Origin of the sequence: Mycobacterium sp. E183, from assembly GCF_001667735.1 — a bacterium.
GTDB lineage: Bacteria > Actinomycetota > Actinomycetes > Mycobacteriales > Mycobacteriaceae > Mycobacterium.
This window is the reverse complement of record NZ_LZJN01000131.1, coordinates 1-22,968: the sequence shown is the minus strand read 5'-3', so window position 1 is coordinate 22,968 and position 22,968 is coordinate 1. Positions and strand designations below refer to the sequence as shown.

Here is a 22,968-nt window from a genome sequence, read left to right as displayed (position 1 = left end):
CACATGACCGCCCTGGCGGCGATGAACGCACCGGTAGCGCCGAACGTGGTGCCAATGCGCCGTCCATCCTGACCACGCACAGCCCACACCTACGATGACTTGGCCTTGCTACCGAAGATGATGCCAGCGACCGCGCCCACGAAAAACCCGATGATCGCGGGGATGATGCCGTGGATCATCCACCCCAAAGCCCCGCCCGCCAAGCCGCCGATGAAGCCAAAAACCTGCTTGGCCTGATCTGTGCTTTTATCCGCGTGACACCACGGACAGACCTTACCGGCGAACGGGATGTCTTTTCCGCAGTTAGAGCAACGCATACTCTGTCCCTTCTCGGCTGCCGCTACACCGTCGCAAACCGACCTCCTTCACGCAAGGCATTACGGAATCTCCCTGGCACGAATGCCCCGGTCGCGCCTAACGCGGTCCCGGCGCGCCGACTAGCTGACCGTCATCGCGGCGCGCCAGCTGGTTCGGCTGGAGGTCGGCACTTATACTTGTTGACAGTGCACTCCGATGCGGCCGGTGAAACAAACGGCTTCGGTACCAGCGTCGGAGATGACCGCAAGGTCTGTGCTCTAGTCGAAAGGCCCCGGCCTCCCCTACGGGTTTGAGGCCGGGGCCTAACGAATCAAAGGCCCGACGTAAAGTCGCTCCAACCAGACGAAGCAGCGAGTCCGAAGGCACCGGTGCGCTCGATGGCGAGGTTGTGTGCTGCCGCACTTCCATGCTCCCAGCCGAATGCGTCTTCGACCGTCTCCGCCTCCAACCGATCACTATTCGTAACGACCAGGATCTGCGGCGGGTTCGCCCGAGCTTCCCAGCAACGACTGAGCATGTCATTCACGCATATATCGCGGAAAGAGTAGCCTACTATTAGCCAATTGTTGGCGTCCTTGAATCCGGATTCAGCCACACGGTAAGCCAAGTCATACGGGTATTTAGTGACGTGGTCAGCTTTTTCATGTTGGTTGGCTAGAACCACTAAAGGCCTGCCAGTGAAAGTATTTTCATTTCGAAAAATCTCCCAAATCTGACTACGAACGGCCTCAATCGGGAGCTTCCGATAGTCGTCTGGTCCGAATCGCCAATACGTCAGCGAGCCGTGGAGATGAAGCAACCTGATGCGACGCTGCTCGAAGGGCATGAACTCGGATGCTGCGGTTCGTAACGGCCAACTCCTGTACGGAATACCGCCGACTTTGACCGTTCCAGCGTCATAGCGGCCGTTGGCCATATCGGTCAGGTCGCGCCAGTACGTCTCCGCCAACACGGAAAGAACTAGAGTATCGTAGTTCAAATTCGCGACGGTCACGCAGTCCTGGAAAGTCGACAAGACTGATTCAAAAAACGATCTCAGGGGCTGGCGCCTCGCGGTATCAGAATAAGATCGTTCCGATATGATCTGCAAAGTATGGCCGATGCCTCGCCGTTGCACCTCACTTACGAAATCTCGGACCTTCTGGATTGCATTAGCAATTTCTTTATCAGAATTCTTGGTCAAGTCCGCGAAAACTGCGAGGTCTTCCAAAATGTCGCTCTGACCACCGAAGGCTCCGATCAACACCTCGAAATCGGTGACCGGGTCTCCTGTCGGTTGGTGTTGGGCAACTTTTTGCATCGCTCTCGCCACTGCGTCGCTACCCGTGTATTCGGCGGTAAAACGAGTAGTCATCTCCTGGCTGATGCTGCCGAGTAATAGTTCGTTGCTGAATGCGATGCTGAGACCGTTACCGATAAGCATCGCCAGGTCACGATCCCCAGTCATCGGTAAGACCACCTCTCCGCACGGCCCGCTCACGATCGTACGGCGGTCGGTGGCCAAGAGTTTTGTTTGCTGCGCTTGTCGCTATCGTGTCGCTGTGTTGGGAGGTATCTAGCAATGCTCCCTAAGTGCTCACAAAGGCGCAACCAACGCCCGAAAGTCTATCTGAACAGTGAATATCCTCGCTCGATTGTAAGCGCTCGTGAGCGCAGCTAATGCCCTCAAAACATCCAGAGCAGCTTCCCAAGCTGAATACGCGGGTTCGATTCCCGTCATCGGCTCCACATTTGACCATGGCATATAGCCCGGTTCCCGCCCCGGCGAGGCCGGTTGTCCCCCGACGGGTTCCCTTAGATCGTCACTGAAATACCGCGAGCATCGGCACTGCCTCATGCCGCCGAATAGCTGAGATCCGCAACTCCGGGCGATAGCGTGAGCAAACAAGAATCGGCGTGCGTCGGGCGCTGAACAGCACGGCTAGGAGGGTGCGCAAGGTGACCAGTGAAGAGACCACCCAGCGAGCGCCAGCCGTTACGCAGACGCGATCGTCTCGCCGAACGGGGGCACGGTTGCAGATTCTCTGGGCATCGTGTTGGGTCTTGTTGTTCCTCACGCTGGTCGCCGCGCTGGTTATGGCGGTGCGTCCGTCGCTGGCTGCGCAAGCCGGGGCCGCCCAATTGGGCTTTCTCGTTCTGTTTGTCGTCGTCCATGCGTGGCTGGGCTACTTCGCACGAGGCATGGCCGCATTCGTCGCCATCGCCGGCGTTGTTGCGTTCGCAATGGAGGCAATCGGTGTCGCGACCGGTTTCCCGTTCGGCTCCTACACCCATCACCTGCCCGGTCCGAAGCCCCTGGGCGTTCCCCCAGTGGCCATCGTCAGCTGGATCATTTTCGGCTGGCTGGCCTGGGCACTGGCCCGGGTGATCATGCGACCCGCTCCCGATGTGGCCGTGGGTGGCGCCGAACGCTTTACGACGCCCATCGTGGCGACGTTCATTCTTGGGGGTTATGACCTGGTAAACGACCCCATCGGTGCGACGGCGCACGACTGGTACTCCTATCACCACCCGACCGGCGCGCTGGAAGTCCCGCTGACCAACTATCTCGGCTGGCTGCTGACGGGCTGGCTGATCTTTCAGCTCATAGCGCTCGTCGAGGCGCGATTCCCCGGGAGCCCCGCCACCCGAACCCGCCCCTATTGGCTGCTGCCGTGCCTGTTCTGGCTTTCCACCGCCACTCAGGTCTTCGCCGCCCTGATCCACCCGCCGGACGGCGTTGCGGTCCGCGGCGGCAAAACCATCCAGATTGCCGACGTGTACGAGTCAGGCGCATCGGCAGCGTTATTCACCATTCTTCTCACGGGAATCATGGCGCTGGTACGCCTCTACAGTCGCCAACCGCCGAAGATCCCTCATTCCTGTACAGAGGAGGCCTGATCGTCGGTGGGTGGGGCCGCAACCGCCCGACTGGTGCGAGTCGGCCCGCGCCAGCGCGTTTCTCGGAAACTGGATGCCCACCGAGCTCGCGCCGTAATTCGGCGGGAATTTCGGATGGCCGGTGGTTGGCAAACCGGTACCGCGGGTAATGGCTAACTCGGGGCCACGTGAATGCGTGCCATCAGCGATACGCCGAGGGAGTCGCCACGCCAATGGACAGCTCTTCCGCCACACCGGTGCGCGTCAGGAGCGCGCCGCACGACGCGCTGCGCCGCGGCGAACGGCCGATCCCACCCGACGATGACCCGTTCTACCGGGCGCCACTGGGATACGAGCACGAAGAGCCGGGCACGGTGTTGCGCTCGCGCGACGTGGAGATCGGATTTCTGGGTCTCATCAGTCAACGAGTGAAAGCCACTCAGTTGCTGTACCGCACCACGAATCTGCACGAAGAACCGGAAGTCGCCGTGACGACAGTGCTGGTCCCGGCGCGGCGTGAGTCAGACGTCGCCTATCCGGTGCTCTCCTATCAATGCGCGATCGACGCTGTGGCGTCGCGCTGTTTTCCCTCGTTCGCCATGCGGCGCGGCGCGGGACCGATCGGTGCGTTCGTCCAAGCCGAGTATTTGTTGGTGACGGCCGCGCTGGCCGAAGGCTGGGCGGTTTGCGTACCCGACCACGAAGGCTGCCATGGCATGTGGGGCGCTCCGGTCGAGCCCGGCTATCGGATTCTGGACGGGTTGCGGGCCGCGATGCGGTCCGGGCGCTTGGAATTGTCGCCGTCCGCACCGGTGGGTCTGTGGGGATATTCAGGGGGAGGACTGGCGTCGGCGTGGGCGGCCGAATTGTGTGAGCGATATGCACCGGAGCTCAATATCGTTGGCGCCGTTCTCGGTTCGCCCGTCGGCGACCCGGGCAGTGTGGCGCGCCGCCTCAATGGCAGCTTCTTCGCCGGTCTCGCCGCACTGATGATTTCCGCATTGACGCAAGTCTTTCCCGGCGCGCAAAGGGTCGTCGATGAGCACGCGACCGACGAGGGCAAGGCGTTGCTCGACGAGTTGCAGACGATGACGACTGCCCAGGCGGTATGGCACTTCCGCAACGTCGACATCGGGTCCTACGTCGACATGACGGCCGACGAGCTGTGGGACTTGCCCGAAGTGCGCCACATCTTCGACGAGACCAGGCTCGGCAAGTCCGGGCCCAAGCCGCCCGTGCTGGTCGTACAGGCGGTGCACGACGGAATCATCAGCGTCGACGATGTCGACGCACTGGTGGCTCAGTATGAATACCACGGCGTGTCGGTCACCTACCACCGCGACCGGTTCTGTGGGCATCTGCTGTTGCATCCACTGTCGGCGCCCATGACGCTGAGGTGGCTGCGCGACCGATTCACGGACCGGCCGATCAACGAGCACCGAACCCGCACGGTGTGGCCGACGCTGTTCAACCCCTCGACCTACCTGGGCATGGTCAAGTTGGGCGTCATCACGGCAAAGGTCGTCCTCGGGCGCAGCGTCGAACGCCAACCGCTGTCGACGACGTGAGGGGTTACGGCGCGTAACGCCCGTGCTCGGTGACGACGGCGGTGATCAGTTCGGCCGGGGTCACGTCGAACGCGGGGTTGTAAACGTCGGCGTCCGGCGGCGTGACGACGGCGCCGCCGAACGTCCGGACCTCGTCGGGCGCGCGTTCCTCGATGACGATGTCGGCGCCGGTGGCGAGCGAACTGTCGACCGTGGACGACGGCGCGACCACGACGAACGGCACGTCGTGATGGCGCGCCGCGATGGCCAGGCCGTAGGTGCCGATCTTGTTGGCGACGTCCCCGTTGGCCGCGATCCGGTCCGCGCCGACGAGCACGCAGTCGACGAGGCCCCGCCCCATCGCCGCCGCGGCGGCGCCGTCGGTCTGCACCCGGTATGGCACGCCCGCCCGCGCCAGCTCCCACGCCGTGAGCCGGGCACCCTGCAACAGCGGCCGCGTCTCGTCGACGAGCACCGACTCGACCAGTCCGCGTTCGTGCAGGTGCCAGACGACGCCGAGCGCGCTGCCCCACGCGACGGTCGCGAGGTGGCCGGCGTTGCAGTGGCTGAGCAGCCGCACCGGACGGCGATCACACACGGCGAGAACGACTTCGGCGGCATGTGCCGAGGCGACGCGGTTGAGGCGTTCGTCCTCGTCGAGAATCTCCAGCGCCTCGGCGAGCACGGATTCGGCGCCGGCGTCGAGCTTATCGAGCGCGCGCGCCACCCCCCAGCTGAGATTGACGGCGGTCGGCCGCGCCTTCGCGATCCGTTCGGCCGAGCCGCGCACGTCGCCGCCCTCGCGGGCCGCGAGCACCACGCCGAGGGCGCCCGCGGCGCCCAGCGCCGGGGCCCCGCGCACGGCCAGCCGGCGGATCGCGTCGATCAGCTCGTCGACGGTGCGCAGCGTCAGGACGCGATAGTCGGCCGGCAGCGCCGTCTGGTCGATGATCGTGACCGCGTCGCCGTCCCAGTCGATGGTCCTGCGCACACAGGTGACCCTAGCCGGGGGCCTACAGCCTGCCCGCCACGAAGCCCGCGGCCTGATCCACCAGACCGGAGCCGATGTAGGAGGGCTGCAGGTGCGCCGGCCAGCTCGTTCCCCTGCCACAGATGGGGTCACCGGCCGCGCACTGGTCGATTGTCTTGCCCGCGAACGCCGGTCCGACACCGTGGGTGCCGTTGCCGAACAACGCGACCGCCGCGACGTGCCGGTCGGTCCCCGGTGGCAGCCCGCCCCACAACGCGCGGTCCACCACCTCGGCGCCCAGCGAATAGCCGCCAAGCACGATCCGGGTGTTGGGGCAATCCCTGGCCATGGCTTGCACGTGGGCACTGATGTCGTTGGCGCCGCCTCCGGTGGTGATGTTGGCGGGATAGTTCACCCCGTACACCCCGATCGACTTATTCGTCTTGGCGCGCAGCGAATTGACGAGCGCGTCGCCGACCGCGCCGACGCCGGGAGGTTCCTCCCGGCCGCGCGCGAAGACCACCTCCGCGTCGGGGCACGCCGCCGACGCCAGCGGCACCGACGAGATGGGGAGGGGAGCAGCCGCCGGCCCAAGCGCCATCGCGCCGGCGACGATGACAACGGACGGCACGCTCGCGACGAGCCTCATAACGCGATATTACGGAGTTTCTCGAGGCGTCGCCGATGCTTTGTGTGCGCTGTGACCGCCCCGAGCGACATGGCCTCGCGGTACGCGGCAGTCCGCCGAATCGGCGGATAGATAGGAGTCACCGGCCGTATCGTCAAGCCCGTGAATCTCCGCGCGCACGGGCGGCACCCGCGCTGGATCATCGCGGCGATCTCGATGGCACTGTTCTGCGTGCAGATCGATTACTTCGCAATGAACCTCGCGTTGCCCCGCATGGCGTCGGACCTGCACAGCACCACGACCGATCTGCAGTGGGTGATCAGCGTCTACATGCTGACCCTGGGCGCGTTCATGGCGCCCGCCGGCCGCATCGGCGATATCTTCGGTCGCCGCCGCACGCTGCTCGCCGGGATCGGGTTGTTCGCAATCGCGTCGGTGTTCTGCGCGGTCGCGCCATCGGCGCCAGTCGTTATCGCGTTCCGGGCCGTGCAAGGCCTCGGCGCCGCCCTGATCTTTCCGGTGTCCGTGAGCGTCCTGACCAATACGTTGCCCGCCGAAAGGTCTGGTCGCGCAATCGGACTGGCGTATGGCATCGCCGGCCTGGGCAACGCTGCCGGCCCCCTGGTGGGCGGGTTGCTGACCCAGACGCTCGGGTGGCGCTCGGTGTTCTGGATGCTGGTGCCACTGTCGGCGATCTCGATCGCCATCGGCGCGAGAACCATCCCGGAGACCTCCGACACCAGCGTGCCGCGACGGGTGGATCTGGCTGGCCTGGCGCTGATCACGACTGGGATAGGGCTGTTCACCCTCGCCTTCGACCGAGCGCCGAACTGGGGGTGGTTGTCGCCACCGGTGATCGGCGTATTCCTTGGCTCCGTTGCCTTATTGGTCGGGTTCGTCGCGGTCGAGACGCGCGTGCGCTTCCCCCTGATCGACCTGTCGCTGCTGCGCAAGCCCCGCTTCACGGTCTTGGTCGTCGCCGGTACGGTCGCCAACATCGCGTACGTGGTGACCGTATTTCTCGCCACGCTCAACCTCCAACAGGTGCGAGGCCTCGACCCGCTGACGGCCGGCTTGGCTTTCCTGGGCCCATCGGTCGGCGCGGCGCTCGGTGGTCCGGTATCCGGACGCCTGGCGTCGCGCAACGCGCCCTTCGCCGTCATGGGCATCGGTTGCACCACGGCGGCGGTGTCACTCGGCGTCCTGGCGTCCGCCGACAGCTTCGCGGTGTATCTCGCCGCGCTCAGCGCGTGCGGTTTCACCATGGGCCTGGTCTACGCGTTCACCACGGTGGCGACTCAGGCCGTCGTCGCGCCCGAGCGGGCCGGCGAAGCCGCGGGCGTCACGCTGACGTCCCTGGTCACTCTCGCGGGCGTGGGCGTTGCGGTGTCCAGCAGCGCGCTGGAGATGTTGCAGCACCACGGCGTCAGCATGGGTCACGGCATCAGGGTCATCCTCGCGGTCAGCGCCGCGCTGCTGCTGCCCGCGGGCCTGGCCGTGCTGAGCGTCGCCCGCGTAAAGACGCCCGCATCGGATTCCACGATGGCCGCGGGACAACACAATTAACCGATGTGTCGACTAGGGCGCGGCATGCGAAGGGGGTCCGACGGTGGTCGGTGAAAGCTCGGCGGTGACAACTGCTGACGGCGACGGGGGCAAGGAGCTTTCGTCCTCGCGAACCGCCGTCATGGTGGCCGCGTTGGCATTGTCGGTGATGTCGTTCATGCTCAACGCGACCATGCTCGGCCCCGCGATCCGGGACATCAACACCCATCTCGGTCCGCACGCATACGCGTCGATGTCCGCCTACTTCTATCTCGCCGGCGCGATCGCAAACGTGGTCTTGATCCGATGGAGCGACTTCATCGGCCGCAGGCGCGTCCTGGTCGGCATCCTCACTCTCGTCTGCATCGGCACGTTGTTGTGCATCCTGGGCACCTCGCTACCGGTGGTGGTCGCGGGCCGGGTGTTGCAGGGATGCGCGAACATCACGTACGGCCTCGCCTTCCTCATCATGCGAGAACACCTGAGCGACAAGGCCTTCGGCATCTGCTGCGGTGTCATCTCGGCGATCAACGCGGGGGTGGCCGGGGTCGACGCGCTGCTCGCCGGTGTCCTGGTCGACCGCTTCGGCTATCGCTCCATCTTCGTCCTGACGTTGGTGGTCGGCATCGCCGCCGTCGCGCTGTGCCGGCTGGCCGTCCCCGCAGACGAACGCGGCCGCAAGAACACGGGCCGAATGGACTGGGCGGGTGCCGTCCTGATCGCGCTGACGGTCGCCGGGCTGAATCTCTATGTCTCCAACGGCGAACATCTGGGCTGGTCCGCGCCGCTCATGCTCGGCTGCCTTGCCGCGTCCATCGCCGCCTGCGTCGCGCTCGTGGTGGTCGAGAAACGAGTCGCGACACCGTTGATCCACATCGACCAGATGCGGTCGCGCTACTCGTGGCCGTTGATCGTCGTGACCATTCTCGTCTTCGGGTCGTTCATGGTGGTGCTCAGCTACATCGTGCCGTCCCTCGCCGAGAACGACCGCGTCGGCTTCGCCGCCAGCGGGCAGCTCACGGCCCTGCTGTTCATCACTCCCGGCGCGCTGGCCCAACTTCTCACTGCCCCTTTGATCGGGCGGCTCGCCGCCCAGATCGGCTTCGTGACGGTGTTGCGCGCGGGTCTGGTCGGTTCCGTGGCCGTCACCGCCGCGCTTGCGGTGTTCACGTTCGACAAGATGGCGGTCGTCGCCCTCATGGCGGTGTTCGGCGTGGCGCTGGCGGTCGCGCTCACCCCGATGAGCGCGCTCGGCGTCCTGCAAGCGCCCCCGGACGAGCCGGGTTCGCTGCCGGGGATCGCCAACGCCTCCTACGGCATCGGCGGCTCACTGGGATTCGCTTGGGCGGGAACGGTTGTCGGAGCCGGCACCCAAGCGGGTTACCAGTCGGCGTTGTGGGTGTGCGTCGGCATCGGCGTCGTCGCGGTCCTGGCGAGCCTCGTGTTGAAACCGCGGTCCGTGGCCTCGCCCGCCGACACGCCGAGGACGCGTCAAGCGGTTGACTCCGTGTGACTGACCTCCGCCAACTGCTGCGGCGACGCATCCGATATTTCGGCCCAACCTTGAGCTGCTAGCCACCCGAAGCTGGCCGCCACACCACTTCCAGGTCATCTTCGGCGACGGTGACCAAGGCTCGGGTAATGCCGTCGGCGTCGCAAAATTCCACTTCGTAGGCGCGCCGGGCGCCTTCTGAGCCGGTCGTGTAGTCCATGTCGACCCCCCTCGTGAACCGACCGGCAGGTCGTGCTCCGGTACCGGCCGGCACAAGCGGACCACGTCGTATTCCTGAGGTCTCAACATCCTCCCCTCTCTGGACCTGCAGAACGCCCGTCCCACCTGCATATTTCCGACCTAAACCCCCGTGGCCGAACCGTGACCGAGGCGTGGCCAAATGCTAACGCGCCCTTGCGCTTCCGCTGGTCATCCGGGATTTACGATCCTCCTATTACAACTATGTCAGTTAAAAGGAATCGGAGCCATGCGAGCGGTCGTTCGGTGTGTTCTTGCGGTGGTTGGGATCGCTGTAAGCGTGGTTGCGGGCCCGGCGGGGACCAGCATGGCGGCCGCCAGCCAGCCGCATGAATTCGCGGTCGCGTCGGTCCTGCCGGCGCGGGACTCGACGGTGGGCGTGGCCCACCCCGTCGTCGTGACGTTCGACGCGCCGGTCGGGAACCGGCACGCCGCCGAGCGCGCCATCGGCGTCAAGTCCTCACCGCCGATGACCGGCCGATTCGAGTGGCTCGACAACAAGGTCGTGCAGTGGGTTCCGGACCACTACTGGCCGGCGCACAGCACGGTGGCCCTCGCGGTGGACGGCCGCTCCACGGAATTCAAGACCGGCCCGAAGGTCGTCGGCGTCGCCAACATCACCGACCACACCTTCAAGGTGAGCGTCGACGGAGTCGACGCGGCCCCACCGCCCACTCCGCACCACCGACCCCACTTCGGCGAAGAGGGTGTGTTGCCCGCATCGATGGGTAGGCCCGAATTCCCAACGCCGGTCGGCAACTACACCGTCTTGTCGAAAGAGCGCTCGGTGCTTATGGATTCGAGCAGCGTCGGCATCCCCGTCGACGACCCCAACGGCTACATGCTCAACGTCGATTACGCCGTCCGCATCACCAACCGGGGCCTCTTTGTGCACTCCGCCCCATGGGCCGTCCCGTCGCTGGGGCTGGAGAACGTCAGCCACGGCTGCATCAGCCTGAGCCCCGAAGACGCCGAGTGGTACTACAACACGGTCAATGTCGGCGACCCGGTGATCGTCAAGCAAGACCTGTGGGAGCGGCCGCCTTCCTGAGCGGCGCCCGCGCCCGATCGCTTTGAGCGCGCGGGCTTTTCGGTTCGGTAACCTGCGTCGAGTGTGAAGTTGGTTTCACGCTCGCGGTCGACTGTGAAACCAACTTCACGCTCGGCGGGGGGTTCACGCTAGGCAGGTGTGGCCTCGGCCTGCGGGGCCTCGGGGGGTGGGGCGCGACCAACGGCTAAGGCACCCACCAACGAACGGACCCGCTGGTCGAAACCAGCGGGTCCGTTCCCGTCGTGAAGTGGAACTCAGTGTGCGCCAGGGCCGGGAGCAACCGGCTGACCGGGCTGGGGCCCTCCGGCCGGCGCGGGGCCGGTCGGGGCATCCTTGACCCCCGACATGTCGACGAGCGGGGCACCTTCGAGGGGCGCACCGGCCGCCAGGGGCCCACCGAGGGCAACCAGCGGAGCGCCGGCGGGCACCACCGGCGCGATGGGCAGCGGCGCGCCCAACGGCAGCGGCAGCGGCGCGCCCAAGGGCAAGGGCACGGGAGCGCCGACCGGCAACGGCCCGGGCACGGCCAATGGCACACCGGCCATGTCGGTGAGCGGCGCGCTGGCCGCGCAGACCTGGGCGGTCGGCGCGCCACCGGCGGCCGCTCCGCCCGCGGCGCCGGGCCCGGCCAGCGGCGCGCCCGCGACGGGGCCCCCGACCTCGCCCGCCTGCCCCTGAACGCAGGCGTAGCCGCCCGTCTTCAGGGGAGCGGCTGCCGCATCCGGGCTCAACGCAAGTGCGGCTCCGCACAACCCAAGGCTGGCAACTACTTTCATGTTGAACCGATCGACGATCGCCATCAGCGCCGACTCTCCTTTAATTCGCGCTCACATATCTGATGCAGCAGATAACGAGCCAATTGTCGGTAGTCACCACGAAACGCCCGAGGCGGCGCACCGCGCCGTATCCAAATGGTGACGTCACAAGGGCGTCACGAGCCGGGTACGCGGCCGCGCAGGGCAAAGACCTCGTCGCAGCAACGTTGCGGTCTGGCCGATCCGAATTTTTCCGCAGCTCATTCCCAGGGAATTTTCGGCGACCCAACATGTCTTAAAGGTTCTATAGAGGTAAACGAACGGTGAACGATCAAAGGGAGGATCGCCATGCCGGGACAGCGGGCCTACGGCCGATTCATCAAGACAGCGCTAGTGAGTGGCCCCATCCTGGTGGCCGGTGTCGCGTTGGCAGGCCCGGCGCACGCGGACGCGACCACGTTCGTCAGCGACCTGCACAAAAACGGGATCCATGCGGTCAGCGGCGGTGACGCGGCGCTGGTGCAGATGGGCCTGAGCGTCTGCCAGCAACTGTCGTGGGGCGCCCCGCCGTCGCAGCTCGAGGGTCTGGCGTTGCAGCGCTCCGACAGCCGGCAGGGCGCCGGCGGGATCACCCCCCAACAGGCCGACGACGTGGTCATCGACGCCGTCCGCGATCTCTGCCCGGACGCATAGCCATCGGTCTTTGCCCACAATTCATCATCGGGATTTATCTTCCCCAGCGTGTTTGGCGGCGCTTTCGTGTAAAAGTGCATCATCCGCGATTCGGGCACGGGACGAAGGAGAACATTTCGATGGCAGCACAGCGGCCCTATGGCCGGTTCATGGGCGCAGCGTTCGCAGGCGCCCCACTTATGGCCGCGGGCATCGTCTGGGCCAGCCCGGCCCGGGCCGACGCGGTTGCCTTCATCAACGACCTGCACAACGCCGGCATCCACGCCGTCAATGGCGGCGACGACGCGCTGCTGCAGATGGGGGCGGACCTGTGCCAACAGCTTTCCTGGGGCGCCTCCCCACAACAGCTCGAGGGCCTGGCGATCCAGCGCTCGGACGCCGACCAGGGCACCGGCGGAATCAACGGCCGGCAGGCCGCGGACGTCGTGATCTTCGCCTTGCGCGATCTCTGCCCCAACGCTTAGCGGTGAGCTAAGTTGCGGGAATGGAGCTGAGCGCGCGCAACCTGGGCGCGCTCGGCATCCCCGTCCCGGCCTACGACCGCAGCCAAATCAGAGTCGGCATCGTGCATTTCGGCGTCGGCGGCTTCCACCGCGCCCATCAGGCCATGTACATCGACAGGCTGCTGGGCGACGGGCTCGCCCAAAACTGGGGAATCTGCGGTGTGGGCGTGCTGCCCGATGACCGGCGCATGCGCGACGCGCTGCGCGCCCAGAACCACCTGTACACGTTGATCCTCGAACACCCGGACGGCACCCGGGAGCCCCGCGTCATCGGCTCCATCGTCGACTTCCGTTACGCCCCAGACGATCCCGATGCGGTCATCGAGCTGCTCGCCGCCCCGACCACCCGGATCGTCTCACTCACCATCACCGAAGGCGGCTACCACCCGCCGCTGAGCGACGTCTACCCGCTGGTGGCCGAGGCGCTGAACCGGCGCCGCGAACGCGACCTGCCCTCCCCCACGATCGTGTCGTGCGACAACATCGTCGAGAACGGGAGCGTGGCGCGGGACGTGTTCACGTCGTACGCCGAACGGCTCAGTCCCGCACTCGCACGGTGGATGCGCGAGCACACCAAGTTCCCCAACTCGATGGTCGACCGGATCACCCCGGCCACCACGCCGGCCGCGATCGAGCGGCTGCACAACGAATTCGGCGTGCGCGACGCCTGGCCGGTGGTCGCCGAGCCGTTCGCCATGTGGGTGCTCCAGGACGACTTCGCCGACGGCCGGCCGCCGCTGGACATGGCGGGAGTCCAGCTGGTCGACGACGTGGCGCCGTATGAGGCGATGAAGCTACGGCTACTCAACGCGGGCCACCAGGGCCTGTGCTACTTCGGGTACCTGGCCGGGTACCGGCTGGTGCACGAGGCCGCCCGTGACCCGCTGATCGCCGAATTCCTGCACCGCTATTGGGAATACGAGGCGATGCCGACCCTCACCCCCGTCCCCGGACTGGCCGACTTCAAGGACCGGCTCCTCCCCCGCTTCGGCAACGCCCACGTGCGCGACACGGTCGCCAGGCTGTGCGCCGACTCGTCGGAACGCATCACCAAGTGGCTGCTGCCCGTGGTCGCCGACAACCTGCGACGCGGCGGGCCGGTCGGGGTGTCCGCTGCGATCGTGGCCAGCTGGGCGCGCTACGCCGAGGGCGTCGACGAAGACGGTCGGCCGATCGAGGTGGTGGACCGGCTCGCCGACACGCTCGTCCCCATCGCCCGTTCCCAGCGCGACGACCCGACCGCGTTCCTCGCCAACCGGGCGGTGTTCGGCGACCTCGTCGACCAGCCCCGCTTCGTCGAGCCCTACCTGTGGACCCTGGACTCCCTGCACCGCCGCGGCGCGCGGGCCACGCTCCGGACACTCGTCGAGGCCCGCGAATGACGCTGGTCGCCGGCGTCGACTCCTCGACGCAGTCCTGCAAGGTGCTGATCTGCGACGCCGCGACGGGTGAGGTGGTCCGCGAGGGGCGGGCCGACCATCCGGGCGGGACCGAGATCGACCCCGCCGCATGGGAATCCGCCGCCCGCGCGGCGATTGCGTCCGCGGGCGGCCTGGACGGCGTGGAGGCGATCGGGGTCGGGGCGCAGCAGCACGGCATGGTGTGTCTCGACGCGAGGGGCGAGGTGGTCCGGCCGGCGCTGCTGTGGAACGACGTGCGTTCGGCCGACGCGGCGCGCGCGCTCACCGACGAGCTCGGCGGCGCGGGGGCGTGGGCCCGGGCCGTCGGCGTGGTGCCGCTGGCCGCGATCACGGTGGCCAAGCTGCGCTGGCTCGCCGACCACGAGCCGGGGCACGCCGACCGCACGGCGGCCGTCTGCCTGCCGCACGACTGGCTGAGCTGGCGGTTGCGCGGGGACACCGACATCGCGGCGCTGACCACCGACCGCAGCGACGCCAGCGGGACGGGCTATTACGACGCCGCGGGCGGCTCCTACCGCGTCGACCTGCTCGAGCTGGCCATGCGGGGCCGCCGCCCGCGCCTGCCCGCCGTGCTGGGCCCGTCGAACGCAACCTGCAGCGGCACAACCACATTCGGCGCGGGTCTCGGCGACAACGCCGCCGCGGCGCTCGGCCTTGACGCCGGCGAGGGCGACGTCATCGTGTCCGTCGGGACATCGGGCGTGGTGGCCGCGGTGACCGCCGGCCCGGTCCGCGACGACGCGGGCTTTGTCGCCGGGTTCGCCGACGGCACCGGCCGTTACCTCCCGCTGGTGTGTACGCTCAACGCCGCCCGGGTGCTGGACGCGGCCGCCGCCATGCTGGGGGTCGACCACGACGGCCTGTCGGAGCTCGCGCTGTCCGCGCCGCCGGGCAGCGCCGGGCTGGTCCTGGTGCCCTACCTGGAGGGTGAGCGAACGCCCAACCGCCCCAACGCCTCCGGCGCGCTGCACGGCCTGCGTGTCGCGAACGCCACGCCGGCCAACCTGGCCCGGGCCGCGGTGGAAGGGCTGCTGTGCGGGCTCGCCGACGGACTCGCCCACCTGGCCGCGCACGGCGTGGTCGCGCGGCGCATCCTGCTGATCGGTGGCGGCGCGGGGTCGCGGGCCCTGCGCGTCATCGCCCCCGCGGTGTTCGGCGTACCCGTCTCGGTGCCCGCGCCGGGGCAGTACGTCGCGCTGGGGGCGGCGCGGCAGGCGGCCTGGGCCCTGAGCGGATCGGCGCGACCGCCCGCGTGGGCCCGACCCGGAACCGAGGAGTACACCGCCGACCCCACGCCGGAGGTGCACGAGCGCTACGCGCGGGTGCGGAACCTGACCGAGGGGGCCTAGTCGCAGGGGCGGAACACCGGCAGCACCCGGTATTTCGCGGAGAAACTGACCTTCTCGTATTCGTCGCCCACCTCGCCGTCGCACGCGATGACCGTCGGGCCGTCGACGGCGGTGAACGCGAACTCCGGCACCTGCAGTTCGTGATACAGCGGGCTGCGCTCCAGCCGCCCCAGCGCGAGCGCGGTCAGGATCCTGGTCCGCCACCACCGTCGTCCCGCCTCGAGCATCCGGACGTCGATCAGGCCGTCGTCCATCCGGGTCCGCCGCGACGGGGCGAACCCGGTCGGCAGGTACAGCGAGTTGCCGAGGAAGAACAGCGACGTCAGCAGCGTCTTGTTGTCGTAGGAGATCCGGACCGGCTCGTCACGGCGCAGGGTGTGCAACATCGCGTAGAGACCGGCCAGCGGCTTGCCGATGCGTTTCTCCAGCTTCTCGCGCTGCTGCACGAAGGTCGGGTAGGCGCCGATGCTCGCCGTGTTGAGGACCATCTGACTTTCGTTGAGGCACACCAGGTCCACGCACGCCACGCTGCCCCGGCGGATCGCGTCGACGGTCTTGGCCACGGTGTCGCAGCCGATGTCCTTCGCGAAGTGGTTGAACGTGCCGGCGGGGAACACGGCCAGCGGCAGCCCGGTCTCGATAGCCACTCCTGCCGCGGCCGCCACCGTGCCGTCGCCGCCGCCGACGGCGAGCACCTCGGCGCGCTCGGCGGCCTCGCGCAGGACCTGCTGCGGGTCGTCGTCGGGGCCGAGTTCGCGGATGTCCGCCCTCGGCAGCGCGTCGCGCACCTCGTCCACGACACGGGACCCGGTGCCGCTGCCCGATTCGGGGTTGATGACGAGCACCACCCCGGCGCCGTCGGGGCGTTCGGGCGCCGGGACGCGAAGCGGTTCGGCCTTGGGCAGTGCGGTTTCGACGATCGGCGGGACGAGCCGGCCGCCCAGCACCGCCACGCCCGCCCCGATGCCGAACCCGGCGACGACGTCGCCCGGGTAGTGCGCGCCGGTCACCACCCGCGAGAGCCCGACCAGCCCGGCGAGCAGCGCCAGCCCGAAACCGAGCATCGGGTTCTCCAGACCGACCCCCACGGCGAACGCGGCGGCGCTCGCCGAGTGCCCCGACGGGAAGGAGTTCGACGTCGGGCGCCGGCGGACCTGCCTGACCAGCGGCACCAGCTCGTAGCCGGGGCGCGGGCGGCGGCGGATGCGTTTGGCGACCTGGTTGGTGACCAGGCTGCTGACCGCGAGCGACACCACGCCGCGCGCCGCGCCCCGCTGGGCGCTCTTACTTCCGGTCGCCGTCAGCGCCGCGGCGATGGCGAACCACAGCTTGGAGTTGTCGGCGGCCCGGGTCAGCGGCGGCATGACCGTGTCCAGCAGCGGCGTGTCCGTCTCGGCGATCGCCTCGAAGAGCTCCCGGTCGAGGGTGCCCAGCCCCTGGGTGATTTGTTTGATGCCGCGCGCGCGTTGCCAGGGCCGCCTGTTCATTCGCTACACCCTAAATTGGTTGGCGGACATGGACGCACCGGGCTACTTCCAGGCATGGCGGGACAACGCCGCGCGGCGGGGCGTGGCCCCGGACGTCGTCGCGGAGATCGCCCGGCGACACGCCATCACCCCGGACGCCTTTCGGGTGCTCGGGAAGACGGCGGAGATTCGGGACCCGGACGGCAAGTCCTTCTTCCTCCTGCCCCGCGGCATCGGCGGCGGCGACGCCCGCGCGGCGACGCTGTGCACCTACGTCCTGAACGCGGGCACCGGCTACGGCAGGAAGGGGGCGCACCGCACCGACTTCCCCCCGACGCCGTACGGCGCGGCAGAAATCACACGAATCATGCGGCGGCAGAACGCGAACGGCTGGAGCTACACCCGCGACGTCGGGTTCGTGGATCGCAACGGCGGGCGGCTCGTCGCGACGCCGAACGGCATCCTGATGGGCCTGGGCGGCAACTGGATCCAGCGCCAATTCTGCCGGCGCGGCGGCACCACCTGGGGCGACATCTTCATGGTCAACGTGGGCGCGGTCACCGACCCCGCGGGATGGCTTCGCCGGATCGTCGAGTCCGGGCATGCCTGGTACGTCCGCGCCGACGGGACGCCCGTGCAGAGCCGCCTCGACCTGGATCGCGTGCTGCACCACGAGGAGCGGCACTGCCGGCAATGGGCGGCGAAGGGCTACGTGGGCATGCTGCGGGATTACGGCCGAGAGTTGGTCCGCGAATACGCCTTCGGCGCGACCAACAGGCTCGAGGAGGACGCGGGACTGGCCGACGGCGGCTATAGAGCGTCGATCCCGTGGTAGAGCACCATGGCACCGATCAGCACCAGGACCGCCGCCAGCAGGGCGGCGTTGTTGCGGTCCATCCAGTCTTTGAGACTCGCCAGCGTGTCGTCGAGGCGGCTGCCGGCCGCCGCGTAGGCCAATATCGGGATGGCGACGCTGGACGCGGCGATCGCGACGAAGAACGCGGCGGCCAACCAGTCACCGGCGAGGCCGAGCCCGGCGGTGCCGATGCCCAGCCCGGCCGGGACGCAGATGAGCAGCACATCCGGCCGCACCACCGCCAGGACCGCCCCCATGATCCCGGCCCGGGCGGGGGTGATGGTGGCGAACGAGCGCATCCATTTCGGCGACTCGGCGTCGCCGTGCCGGTTCAGCCATTTGTAGATGCCGTACACGATCAGCCCCGAACCCAGCACCACGCGCAACCACGACGACCATCGCGGCGGCGACTTGTCGAGACCGCCGAGCAGGTGGGAGGCCGTGACGGCGAGCGCGGTGAGCGCGGCAAGGGTCAGCGCCCAGCCGGCCAGGAACGCCAGGCCGGTCGGCCGCGGCCGCGGCGCCTGCAGCACCAGCACCGCCGGGATGACCGTGAGCGGCGAGAGGGAGATGACCAGTCCAAGCGGAACGAGCCCGGTGAGCACGGTGCCCCAGCTACCTGCCATGGGCAGCAATCTACAGGGCGTGAATCCCGTTGTAGAGCACCATCAAACCGATCAGGACCAGGATGATCGCGAGCAGCGTCGCGTGGTTCTCCTCCATCCAGACTTTGAGGCGCTCCAGCGGATCGTCGAGGCGGTCGCCGGCGCCGGCATACGCCAATATCGGGATGGCGACGGTTGACGCGGCGATGACGACGAACACCGCGGCGGCCACCAGCTTCCCGGCCGCGTCGAGGCCGCTGCTGCCGACGGCCAGGCCGGCCGCCGCGCACATGATCAGCACCTCGGGCCGCAGCACCACCAGCACCGCCGCGGTCACGCCGGCGCGCGCTGGGCTGAGTGTGGAGAACGAGCGCATCCACCGCGGCATGCTGCCGTGCCGATGCCGGGTCAGCCATTGGTAGCCGCCCAGTGCGATCAGCGCGGACCCCAGCACCACCCGCACCCACGACGCCCAGGTGGGCGGCGCCTTGTGCAGGCCCCCGAGCAACTCCGAACCGCTGACAAACGCGGCGGTGAGGGCCGCCAGGCCCAGCACCCACCCGGTGAGGAAGGCGAGGCTGGCCGGCCGCGGCCGCGGCGCGTGCAGGACCAGGACCGCCGGAACCACCGTGATCGGCGAGAGCGCGATGACCGCCGCCAGCGCGACGAGTTTGGTCAGCACCGAACCCCAACTTGCGTCCACGGGCAGCAATCATCGCATTGGGGTGCCGCGCCCGCATGGGTCCGGCGTAAGCACCGCCCTCAGAACGGCTTTCGGCGCAGCGTCCAGGCGGGCACCCAGTGCGTGACGGTCTTGCGCTGCGAGCCGTAGGCGACCGGGTAGGTGACCAGGCCCCACCAGTCGCCCTGCTCGCAGAGGCCCCAGCAGCTGAGCAGTCCCTCGACGACCTTGTGCAGTTGCAGCCCGTTGGGCTGGTACCGGCCGGAGCGGTGCGGCTCGCGCGGGAACAGCACCGTCAGGTCCACCAGGACCGCGAGCGGTGGCCGCACCACCCGGAACGGGCTGCGGACCGGCTGGCCGTTGTACCCGATGGACGCGAACTGCCCCATCGATCGATCATACGTTCGAATGGGAGGTGGTTCGCCGAGTTTCCCGTTTCCGAGCCCGCGGCCGGGCCGGTGGATATAGTCGGCTCAGCTAACAAGGGGAGGTCCCAGATGAAGATGGCTTGTGCCGCTGGCCTATTGGCCTTGGCCGGGTTGCTCACCACCGGGGTGGGCGTGGCCGGTGCCGACCAGGTGGAGGTCGAGGGCAACTATTCGAGCCTGGCCGGTTGCGAGGCGGACGCCCCGAACGTCGAGATCACGCACAACGACCACCTGTACACCCATTGGGACTGCCGCCAGGGCTCCGACGGCTTCTGGCACGTGTGGCTGCTCAACTGACGCGGGCGTAGGCGACCAGCGGCGGGAACCCGATCGGGCTCTGGCACCATAGCGGCGTGCGGAACCCGCTTCGCCGCCCGTCGGCCGCGCTGGACCCGCTGCTCGTCGGGCTGCTCGCCGTCGCGGTGAGCCTGGGCGGCGCGGGCCGCCCGTCGTTCTGGTACGACGAGGCCGCCACCATCTCGGCCGCATACAGTCGTTCGCTTGCCCAGCTGTGGCGGATGCTCGGCAACGTCGACGCCGTGCACGGCCTGTACTACCTGCTGATGCACGCCTGGTTTCAGGTCTTCCCGCCCACCGAGTTCTCCTCGCGCGCCCCGAGCGGCCTGGCCGTCGGGGGCGCGGCCGCCGGAATTGTGGTGCTGGGCAGGCAGTTTTCGTCGCGCACCGTCGCGGTGGCGTCCGGCGTCTTCTGCGCGGTCCTGCCCCGCACGACGTGGGCGGGCATCGAAGCCCGCCCCTACGCGCTGTCGATGATGGCCGCCGTGTGGCTGACGGTGCTGCTGGTGCTCGCCGCGCGCCGCGACACCGGTTGGCTCTGGGCGGCCTACGGCCTAGCGCTGGCCGCGTCGATCGCGCTGGAGGTGTACCTCGCGCTGATGATCGCGGCGCACGTCGTCCTGCTGGTCGCATCCCGTTGCGGGCGAGGGGTTTTACTGCGGTTCGCCGTCACGGCGGCGTTCGGGGTCGGCGCCATGGCGCCCTTCTTGGTGACGGTCGCGGGGCAGGCGCATCAAATCAGCTGGATCGCGCCGATCGGCCGCCGGACGCTCGAAGACGTCGTGGTGCAACAGTATTTCGAACGCAGCCCCCCGTTCGCCGTGCTGTCGGCGCTGGTGATCGCGGCGGCTATCGTGTTGTGGCTCAGCAGGTCCGCGCCGTTGGCGCGGTCCGACGGGCAGCTGCTGGCCCTCGCGGCGGCCTGGCTCGCGCTGCCGACCGCGGCGATCGTGGCCTACTCGGCGCTGGTGCACCCGATCTACACCCCGCGCTACCTGTCGTTCACGGCGCCGGGCATGGCGCTGATCCTGGGCGTCTGCGCCGCCGCGGTGAGCGTCCGGCCGTGGCTGACGGCGGCCCTCGTCGCCCTGTTCGCCATCGCCGCCGCCCCCAATTACGTTCGGGCGCAGCGTAATCCGTACGCCAAGTACGGGATGGACTACAGCCAGGTGGCCGATCTGATCAGCGCCCGGGCGGCACCGGGCGATTGCCTGCTGGTGAACGACACGGTGACCTTCATGCCTGCCCCGATGCGCCCGTTGCTGGCGGCCCGCCCGGATGCCTACCGCAAGCTGGTCGACCTCACGCTGTGGCAGCGGGCGACCGACCGCAACGACGTCTTCGACACCAACCTGATTCCCGAGGTCGTCGCGAGGCCGTTGAGCCAGTGCGGGATCGTGTGGATCATCACCCAGGCCGACCCGTCACAGCCGGCGCACGAGGCCGGTCCGGCGATCCCGCCCGGACCGGTCTACGGGGCGACCCCCGCCTTCGCGGTCCCGCACGACCTGGGCTTCCGGCTCGTCGAGCGCTGGCAATTCAACCTGGTTCAGGTGTTCAAAGCGCAGCGCTAGTCACCAGATGCGGATGTAGTCGACCAGCATCGACGCCGGGAAGGTGCCCGCCGCCGGATCACCGGCGCCGACGCCGCCCACGGCGAGCGTGAACATCGGCGTCATCCAGTAGCCGGGAATGTTGAACGGCCACCGGAAATCGTCGGGGGCGCCCCCGGCGACGTGGATGGGCTTGTTGGGGACCTTGAAGTATTCGGCGCCGTCCCGCGCGAATTCGAATCCCTCCTCGCCCCAGTGCATTCGCCAGGTGTGCCAGTTGCTGTCGACCAGGCCGGGGATCGACTTGCCTTCCCACGTCTTGCCATTGGACGCCGCGTGGACGGTGGTGCCCGGCGCCCAGTTGCCGTTGCCGTACCACTCGAAGATGTCCACCTCGCCGTCGGGCAGCGGGTCCTCGTTGACGCCCCAGAACGACGGCCACAGGCCCGGGTACAGGCAGTCCAGCTTGATCCGCGCCTCCCAGGTCTGGTTGATCATGCTGCGGAAGTTGCCGCGCAGCTTGCCGCTGTAATAGGTGTTGCTCAGCAGGTCGTGGGTGGCGCACAGGACGAGATTGGAGTGCCCGTCGATGAACACGTTCTGGCGGTCGTTGCGGTAGATGCCCTCCACGGGCGGGAACACGTCGTCCTGCCAGGTCTGGATCGTCCACTTGCCGGGGTCGGGCGGGGAGCCAGCGGGGCCGTCGAACTCGTCGGCGAAGATGTAGGGCCCGCCGCCGGCCGAGGGTGGTGCCTGCGGCGCGGAGGGGGCGGCCCAGGCGCCCGGCAACCGCATCGCAGCCCCCAGCATGCCGAGCCCCGAGATCAACATCATGCTGCGACGATCCATCTACAACCCACCAATCGTGAAAGCCGTGTTTCGACCCAAGCCCGCCACCCCTAGGCAACTTTTGCAAACGGTGTTATGAAACCACGCGCCGGGGTGCCACGCATGCCACACCCGGGCCGTGGCGGCGACTTTTCGCGTGCTGAAGACACCGCGGGTCAGGTCAGCGGGAGGACGGTTCGCTCAGCTTGACCAGCGTCTTGCCGATGTTGACCCCGGTGAACAGTCCGTTGAGCGCGTCGACGCACGACTCGATGCCGTCGAAGATGGTCTCCCTGTGCTTGAGCCGGCCCTCGGCCTCCCACCGCCGCAGCGCCGCGAACGCCTCGTCGAAGCGTCCCCACTGGTCGAGGGCGTTGAATCCCTGCATCAACGCGGTCTTGGACAGCAGGTTGACGTAGTTGGCCGGACCGGGATGCTCGCCGGTGAGGTAGCTGGAGATGACCCCGCACAGGACGACCCGCGCGTGGGGGGCCAACCGGCCCAGCACCGCGTTGAGGATGGGGCCGCCGACGTTGTCGAAGTAGACGTCGACGCGCTTCGGGCAGTGCTGTTTGAGCGCCGCCGCCAGGTCGTCGTTCTTGTAGTCGATGCACGCGTCGAACCCGAAGTCCTCGACCACGGCCCGGCATTTCTCGGGTCCGCCGGCGATCCCGACCACCCGGGCGCCGGCGATCTTGGCGATCTGCCCGGCCACCGACCCGGTGGCCCCGGCGGCCGCCGAGACCACGACCGTCTCGCCCGGCCTCGGCCGGCCGATGTCGGTCATCCCGAAATACGCGGTGGCGCCGGTCGGTCCGTACACCGACATGATCGCCAGCTGGTCGTCCTCACCGGGGATGGGCG

At 68.1% G+C, this 22,968-nt stretch carries 24 protein-coding genes; 12 read left to right on the top strand and 12 right to left on the bottom strand.

Annotated features, from left to right (window positions below):
* Positions 1-89: 89 nt before the first annotated feature.
* Positions 90-317 (bottom strand): hypothetical protein, encoded by a 228-nt coding sequence (locus A5691_RS28015; RefSeq protein WP_156675543.1) that lies wholly within the window; start codon positions 315-317, stop codon positions 90-92.
* A 311-nt stretch (positions 318-628) separates the two neighbouring features.
* A complete protein-coding gene (locus A5691_RS13895) occupies positions 629-1,765 on the bottom strand; it encodes an SIR2 family protein (protein WP_068019321.1) in 1,137 nt (378 codons plus the stop codon).
* A gap of 596 nt (positions 1,766-2,361) precedes the next feature.
* Here A5691_RS13895 and A5691_RS13890 point away from each other — a divergent pair.
* Together A5691_RS13890 and A5691_RS13885 are read left to right on the top strand one after the other, a co-directional pair.
* Positions 2,362-3,198: a carotenoid biosynthesis protein gene (locus A5691_RS13890; RefSeq protein WP_068019349.1), complete on the top strand. Its 837-nt coding sequence runs from the start codon at positions 2,362-2,364 to the stop codon at positions 3,196-3,198.
* A gap of 212 nt (positions 3,199-3,410) precedes the next feature.
* Positions 3,411-4,745, top strand: a complete 1,335-nt coding sequence (locus A5691_RS13885; RefSeq protein ID WP_068019324.1) for a lipase family protein — start codon at positions 3,411-3,413, stop codon at positions 4,743-4,745.
* A 4-nt stretch (positions 4,746-4,749) separates the two neighbouring features.
* Here the strand turns inward: A5691_RS13885 and mtnA are convergent, their stop codons facing one another.
* A complete protein-coding gene (gene mtnA / locus A5691_RS13880) occupies positions 4,750-5,715 on the bottom strand; it encodes an S-methyl-5-thioribose-1-phosphate isomerase (protein ID WP_068019327.1) in 966 nt (321 codons plus the stop codon).
* A gap of 22 nt (positions 5,716-5,737) precedes the next feature.
* Positions 5,738-6,343: a cutinase family protein gene (locus tag A5691_RS13875; protein ID WP_067749054.1), complete on the bottom strand. Its 606-nt coding sequence runs from the start codon at positions 6,341-6,343 to the stop codon at positions 5,738-5,740.
* Between the two features lie 141 nt (positions 6,344-6,484).
* Here A5691_RS13875 and A5691_RS13870 point away from each other — a divergent pair, with 141 nt between their 5' ends.
* Positions 6,485-7,888, top strand: coding sequence for an MFS transporter (locus A5691_RS13870; RefSeq protein WP_231981050.1), 1,404 nt, complete (start codon positions 6,485-6,487; stop codon positions 7,886-7,888).
* 64 nt (positions 7,889-7,952) lie between these two features.
* Positions 7,953-9,380, top strand: a complete 1,428-nt coding sequence (locus A5691_RS13865; protein WP_231981051.1) for an MFS transporter — start codon at positions 7,953-7,955, stop codon at positions 9,378-9,380.
* A 58-nt stretch (positions 9,381-9,438) separates the two neighbouring features.
* On the opposite strand, the gene A5691_RS27360 is transcribed toward A5691_RS13865, so the two are convergent.
* Entirely contained in the window at positions 9,439-9,579 is a 141-nt protein-coding gene (locus A5691_RS27360) for a DUF4926 domain-containing protein (RefSeq protein ID WP_082950310.1), read from the bottom strand.
* Positions 9,580-9,846: 267 nt separating this feature from the next.
* Here A5691_RS27360 and A5691_RS13860 point away from each other — a divergent pair, with 267 nt between their 5' ends.
* Positions 9,847-10,668 (top strand): Ig-like domain-containing protein, encoded by an 822-nt coding sequence (locus A5691_RS13860; protein ID WP_068019333.1) that lies wholly within the window; start codon positions 9,847-9,849, stop codon positions 10,666-10,668.
* 254 nt (positions 10,669-10,922) lie between these two features.
* On the opposite strand, the gene A5691_RS13855 is transcribed toward A5691_RS13860, so the two are convergent.
* Entirely contained in the window at positions 10,923-11,468 is a 546-nt protein-coding gene (locus tag A5691_RS13855) for a hypothetical protein (RefSeq protein ID WP_067754119.1), read from the bottom strand.
* A 303-nt stretch (positions 11,469-11,771) separates the two neighbouring features.
* Here A5691_RS13855 and A5691_RS13850 point away from each other — a divergent pair, with 303 nt between their 5' ends.
* From A5691_RS13850 to A5691_RS13835, 4 genes are all read left to right on the top strand, one after another.
* The gene (locus A5691_RS13850) at positions 11,772-12,116 is read left to right on the top strand and encodes a DUF732 domain-containing protein (RefSeq protein ID WP_067754122.1); all 345 of its coding nucleotides are present in this window, start codon (positions 11,772-11,774) and stop codon (positions 12,114-12,116) included.
* 179 nt (positions 12,117-12,295) lie between these two features.
* Complete coding sequence (locus A5691_RS13845; protein ID WP_197498986.1) at positions 12,296-12,580, top strand: DUF732 domain-containing protein; 285 nt, start codon at positions 12,296-12,298, stop codon at positions 12,578-12,580.
* Positions 12,581-12,600: 20 nt separating this feature from the next.
* On the top strand, positions 12,601-14,001 hold the full coding sequence (locus A5691_RS13840; protein ID WP_068019335.1) for a mannitol dehydrogenase family protein: 1,401 nt from the start codon (positions 12,601-12,603) through the stop codon (positions 13,999-14,001).
* Positions 13,998-15,389 (top strand): FGGY family carbohydrate kinase, encoded by a 1,392-nt coding sequence (locus A5691_RS13835; RefSeq protein ID WP_068019339.1) that lies wholly within the window; start codon positions 13,998-14,000, stop codon positions 15,387-15,389. Before A5691_RS13840 ends, A5691_RS13835 begins: the two co-directional genes overlap by 4 nt.
* Here the strand turns inward: A5691_RS13835 and A5691_RS13830 are convergent.
* On the bottom strand, positions 15,386-16,876 hold the full coding sequence (locus A5691_RS13830; protein WP_068019341.1) for a bifunctional phosphatase PAP2/diacylglycerol kinase family protein: 1,491 nt from the start codon (positions 16,874-16,876) through the stop codon (positions 15,386-15,388). The two genes, A5691_RS13835 and A5691_RS13830, sit on opposite strands and share 4 nt — an antisense overlap.
* A gap of 28 nt (positions 16,877-16,904) precedes the next feature.
* Between A5691_RS13830 and A5691_RS13825 the strand changes: the two genes are divergently transcribed.
* Positions 16,905-17,690 carry a hypothetical protein gene (locus A5691_RS13825; protein WP_068019356.1) on the top strand — a complete coding sequence of 262 codons (786 nt, stop codon included), beginning with the start codon at positions 16,905-16,907 and terminating at the stop codon, positions 17,688-17,690.
* Here A5691_RS13825 and A5691_RS13820 read toward each other — a convergent pair.
* The 3 genes from A5691_RS13820 to A5691_RS13810 form a co-directional block, all read right to left on the bottom strand.
* Positions 17,666-18,337: a GAP family protein gene (locus A5691_RS13820; protein WP_068019354.1), complete on the bottom strand. Its 672-nt coding sequence runs from the start codon at positions 18,335-18,337 to the stop codon at positions 17,666-17,668. The two genes, A5691_RS13825 and A5691_RS13820, sit on opposite strands and share 25 nt — an antisense overlap.
* A 10-nt stretch (positions 18,338-18,347) precedes the next feature.
* Positions 18,348-18,998 (bottom strand): GAP family protein, encoded by a 651-nt coding sequence (locus tag A5691_RS13815; protein WP_067754130.1) that lies wholly within the window; start codon positions 18,996-18,998, stop codon positions 18,348-18,350.
* An 80-nt stretch (positions 18,999-19,078) separates the two neighbouring features.
* On the bottom strand, positions 19,079-19,387 hold the full coding sequence (locus A5691_RS13810; RefSeq protein ID WP_067754133.1) for a hypothetical protein: 309 nt from the start codon (positions 19,385-19,387) through the stop codon (positions 19,079-19,081).
* A 108-nt stretch (positions 19,388-19,495) separates the two neighbouring features.
* On the opposite strand from A5691_RS13810, the gene A5691_RS13805 reads away from it, so the two are divergent.
* Positions 19,496-19,723, top strand: coding sequence for a hypothetical protein (locus A5691_RS13805; protein WP_067269225.1), 228 nt, complete (start codon positions 19,496-19,498; stop codon positions 19,721-19,723).
* A 56-nt stretch (positions 19,724-19,779) separates the two neighbouring features.
* Positions 19,780-21,297, top strand: coding sequence for a glycosyltransferase family 39 protein (locus A5691_RS13800; RefSeq protein WP_068019344.1), 1,518 nt, complete (start codon positions 19,780-19,782; stop codon positions 21,295-21,297).
* Here the strand turns inward: A5691_RS13800 and A5691_RS13795 are convergent, their stop codons facing one another.
* The gene (locus A5691_RS13795) at positions 21,298-22,125 is read right to left on the bottom strand and encodes a family 16 glycosylhydrolase (RefSeq protein ID WP_068019346.1); all 828 of its coding nucleotides are present in this window, start codon (positions 22,123-22,125) and stop codon (positions 21,298-21,300) included.
* A gap of 160 nt (positions 22,126-22,285) precedes the next feature.
* On the bottom strand, positions 22,286-22,968 hold a 683-nt coding region (locus A5691_RS13790; protein ID WP_156734791.1), incomplete at its 5' end, for an NADP-dependent oxidoreductase.

Excerpts from the sequence above, each read along its gene's own strand:
- A5691_RS28015 (WP_156675543.1), bottom strand. The coding sequence starts at position 317 with ATGCGTTGCTCTAACTGCGGAAAAGACATCCCGTTCGCCGGTAAGGTC.
- A5691_RS13895 (WP_068019321.1), bottom strand. The coding sequence starts at position 1,765 with ATGACTGGGGATCGTGACCTGGCGATGCTTATCGGTAACGGTCTCAGC.
- A5691_RS13885 (WP_068019324.1), top strand. The coding sequence starts at position 3,411 with ATGGACAGCTCTTCCGCCACACCGGTGCGCGTCAGGAGCGCGCCGCAC.
- A5691_RS13875 (WP_067749054.1), bottom strand. The coding sequence starts at position 6,343 with ATGAGGCTCGTCGCGAGCGTGCCGTCCGTTGTCATCGTCGCCGGCGCG.
- A5691_RS27360 (WP_082950310.1), bottom strand. The coding sequence starts at position 9,579 with ATGGACTACACGACCGGCTCAGAAGGCGCCCGGCGCGCCTACGAAGTG.
- A5691_RS13860 (WP_068019333.1), top strand. The coding sequence starts at position 9,847 with ATGCGAGCGGTCGTTCGGTGTGTTCTTGCGGTGGTTGGGATCGCTGTA.
- A5691_RS13855 (WP_067754119.1), bottom strand. The coding sequence starts at position 11,468 with ATGGCGATCGTCGATCGGTTCAACATGAAAGTAGTTGCCAGCCTTGGG.
- A5691_RS13850 (WP_067754122.1), top strand. The coding sequence starts at position 11,772 with ATGCCGGGACAGCGGGCCTACGGCCGATTCATCAAGACAGCGCTAGTG.
- A5691_RS13845 (WP_197498986.1), top strand. The coding sequence starts at position 12,296 with ATGGCCGCGGGCATCGTCTGGGCCAGCCCGGCCCGGGCCGACGCGGTT.
- A5691_RS13840 (WP_068019335.1), top strand. The coding sequence starts at position 12,601 with ATGGAGCTGAGCGCGCGCAACCTGGGCGCGCTCGGCATCCCCGTCCCG.
- A5691_RS13835 (WP_068019339.1), top strand. The coding sequence starts at position 13,998 with ATGACGCTGGTCGCCGGCGTCGACTCCTCGACGCAGTCCTGCAAGGTG.
- A5691_RS13830 (WP_068019341.1), bottom strand. The coding sequence starts at position 16,876 with ATGAACAGGCGGCCCTGGCAACGCGCGCGCGGCATCAAACAAATCACC.
- A5691_RS13825 (WP_068019356.1), top strand. The coding sequence starts at position 16,905 with ATGGACGCACCGGGCTACTTCCAGGCATGGCGGGACAACGCCGCGCGG.
- A5691_RS13820 (WP_068019354.1), bottom strand. The coding sequence starts at position 18,337 with ATGGCAGGTAGCTGGGGCACCGTGCTCACCGGGCTCGTTCCGCTTGGA.
- A5691_RS13810 (WP_067754133.1), bottom strand. The coding sequence starts at position 19,387 with ATGGGGCAGTTCGCGTCCATCGGGTACAACGGCCAGCCGGTCCGCAGC.
- A5691_RS13805 (WP_067269225.1), top strand. The coding sequence starts at position 19,496 with ATGAAGATGGCTTGTGCCGCTGGCCTATTGGCCTTGGCCGGGTTGCTC.
- A5691_RS13795 (WP_068019346.1), bottom strand. The coding sequence starts at position 22,125 with ATGGATCGTCGCAGCATGATGTTGATCTCGGGGCTCGGCATGCTGGGG.